The sequence below is a fragment of the Streptomyces sp. NPDC059900 genome (assembly GCF_050270335.1).
Taxonomy (GTDB): domain Bacteria; phylum Actinomycetota; class Actinomycetes; order Streptomycetales; family Streptomycetaceae; genus Streptomyces.
Window position 1 is genome coordinate 1 of sequence record NZ_JBNNJZ010000808.1, and the last position, 2,869, is coordinate 2,869.

Genomic DNA, 2,869 nt, shown 5'->3' on the forward strand with positions numbered 1-2,869 from the left:
GTTGGGGACGTTCACACCGATCCGCATGGCCGCCACCCTAGCGCAAGGCGCCTTGTCCAACAGGCGCGCCGGGAGCGGCGGTTGGGCTTCCGAATGGTAAAAACTGCTGGCAGACGGGGTGTCGGCCACTACTCTGGCCTGAGCTTGGCCTTGCCGTGCGGAGCCTTCACAACCCATCTGCCCGCTCGGCCGGTTGACCGATCGCACCGACACTCGTCGCCCCGTTTACTCCAGCCCCAGGGAGCCCCCACATGACCCAGCCGCCCATCCTTGTCCTGGACGCCGCCGGGAGCGACCGGCACGCCGAAGATGCCGAGCTGCGCTCGCGCGGCCCGGCCGCCCGCGTCGATGTCCTGGGCGTCGAGGCGTGGGCGGTGAGCGACCCGGCTCTGCTCAAACAGCTCCTCACCGACCCGCGTGTCTCCAAAGACCCCCGGCAGCACTGGCCGCTGTTCCCCGACAAGATCCTCGGCATTTGGCCGCTGGCCCTGTGGGTGGCCGTGGACAACATGTTCACCGCCTTCGGCGGCGACCACCGGCGGCTGCGGCGGCTGGTCGCCCCGGCGTTCACCGCGCGCCGTATCGCCGCCCTGCAGCCGCGCATCAAGGAGATATCGAAGACGCTGCTCGACGAGTTCGCCGCCATTGCGCCCGGCGAGCCCGTCGATCTGCGCGAGCGGTTCGCCTATCCGCTGCCGATCCGGGTCATCAGCGAACTCATGGGGCTCCCCGAGCACTCCAAGCCCAACTTCCGCCGCACCGTCGACCGCGTCTTCGACACCACGCTCAGCCTCGAAGAGGCCGCCGAGAACACCCGGGAGGTGTACGAGATCATGGCCGACCTCGTCGCCTCCAAGCGCGCGGAACCCGGCGAGGACATGACTTCCGTACTCATCGCCACCCGGGACGACGACGGCTCCGCGCTGACCGAGCAGGAGCTCCTCGACACGCTCCTCCTCGTGATCAGCGCGGGCTACGAGACCACCGTCAACCTCCTCGACCAGGCCATCACCGCGCTGCTCACCCATCCCGATCAACTCGCCCTGATACGCGAGGGCAAGAGCACCTGGGCCGACATCGTCGAAGAGACACTGCGCTATGAGGCACCCGTCGCACACCTGCCGATGCGGTACGCCATCGAGGACATCACGCTGGAACAGGGACTCGTGATCCGTCAGGGCGAGGCGATCCTCGCCTCCTACGCGGCAGCAAACCGCCACCCCGACCTGCACGGCGCGAGCGCCGAGACCTTCGACCTGACGCGGGTCAGCAAGACCCATCTCGCCTTCGGCCACGGCGTCCACGTCTGCCTCGGCGCCGCGCTGGCCCGGATGGAGGCCGAGACCGCGCTCCGGGCGCTGTTCACCCGCTTCCCCGACCTGGCTTTCGCCGTCCCCGCCTCCGACCTGGGTGCCGCGGAGTCCTTCATCTCCAACGGGCACCGGGAACTGCCCGTCATCCTCCGCCCCGCCACCGAGAGCTGACCCCGCCCCTGCCCTCTATGCGTGCTGCTGCGTGTAGTGCGCGCGCAGCAGGTCGGCACCCCAGTCGTGGCGGACGTGCCGCCACACGGAGTGGGCGTGGTTGCCGTTGTCCTGGGTGTTGTCGTACTCGATGAGGAAGTCCGGCGACCGCACGCAGTAATAGTGCCGGTCTCCGGGCTCCCGCCCACCGGCCCAGGCGAAGGAGACGACATCCAATCCACGCGTCAGGGTCTCGGACCAGCACTCCTGCGCGTACGCGGCCGGCGCGCGGTCGAGGTAGCGGCGCACCAGGCCGGTGAGCAGCCGCTGCTGAGCGGGCGTCATGGCGCCGTGCGCCAGACCGGCGGGCAGCAGGTCCGGATCGGCGAAGGGATCGTCGCGGGTCAGGATGTCGTCCGGCGGCTCGGCGGCGAAGACCGCCTTCGCCCGGCACCCGGCATCCAGGTCCGTGACCAGCTCACGGGCCAGGTCCTCCTCCGGTCCCAGCAGCCGGCGCCCCGCCTGCGGGCCCTGCGCGATGCGCGCCGGCTCGGAGCCGATGAAGTGCGGCGTCACCCGCATCCCGGCCGCCGTGATCAGTACGTGTACGGCGAGATGGTGACCGTTCATCCGCCAGCCCCAGGGCCCATCGCCGTCCGGGTCGCCCAGCAACCGCACCCAGTAGCGATCGGCTCCGGTGGCGCCGGCCATGGCACGGCGGTGCCGCTCCACCTCGATCGCCCCGCGCGCCAGCTCGGCTCCGGCCGCACTGTGCGCCGTGGCCAGCAGCGCGTCCACGGCCTCGCGCTGCGGTCCGTCCATGCCCTCGGTGGACAGCCCCGGCCGCGCGCCCGGCAGATACGTCCACTCGCGCCACTCGGGCGCGTCCAGGCGCACGGGTCCCGCACGCAACTCGCCTACCTGCTCCGGCTCCAGCACGGCCAGCAGGGCGCGTACGGCCTCGCGCATCTCCGCGGCCCTCGCCGCCCATCGAGACCCGTTCACTGCCTCTCCTCCCCCTCGGCGCCCGATCCGGCGCGCTCACGGGTGCGGTGACACCCCAGGTGGTTCATCGTGTCACCTTCGTGGATACCCCCGCCTTCAGGCGGGGGAGGAATCGAGGCTCCCGCGTGAGCGGGGCGGGGGTAGGCCGGTTCGCCTTCCGGGCGGATCCGGCGTTGTCAGTGCGGGGCGTTAGGTTGCCGGGATGACGGCATGCACGACGGCACGGGAGTCCGCACACGTGCGCTACACCTACCGCCTGCGCGTGTCGTCGACGGCCCGTACCGGGTTAGAGGCGGAGTGGGCGCGCTGCCGGTGGATCTGGAACGAATGCGTCGCCAAGTCCAGGGCCGTGTACGCGCACAACCGGGCGACCGGGGAGAAGAGCACGTGCGGGCCGGTGC

Annotated in this window: 2 protein-coding genes and 1 pseudogene; 2 read left to right on the plus strand and 1 reads right to left on the minus strand. The window is 70.9% G+C overall.

Annotated elements, in window-relative coordinates; translation table 11 throughout:
• The first annotated feature begins 251 nt into the window (after positions 1-251).
• Positions 252-1,484 (plus strand): cytochrome P450 family protein, encoded by a 1,233-nt coding sequence (locus ACQKIP_RS44265; protein WP_365853765.1) that lies wholly within the window; start codon positions 252-254, stop codon positions 1,482-1,484.
• Between the two features lie 15 nt (positions 1,485-1,499).
• On the opposite strand, the gene ACQKIP_RS44270 is transcribed toward ACQKIP_RS44265, so the two are convergent.
• A complete protein-coding gene (locus tag ACQKIP_RS44270; protein ID WP_365853767.1) occupies positions 1,500-2,468 on the minus strand; it encodes a DUF3500 domain-containing protein in 969 nt (322 codons plus the stop codon).
• A 202-nt stretch (positions 2,469-2,670) separates the two neighbouring features.
• Here ACQKIP_RS44270 and ACQKIP_RS44275 point away from each other — a divergent pair.
• Positions 2,671-2,869 (plus strand): annotated as a pseudogene (locus tag ACQKIP_RS44275) (RNA-guided endonuclease TnpB family protein); the annotation flags it as partial.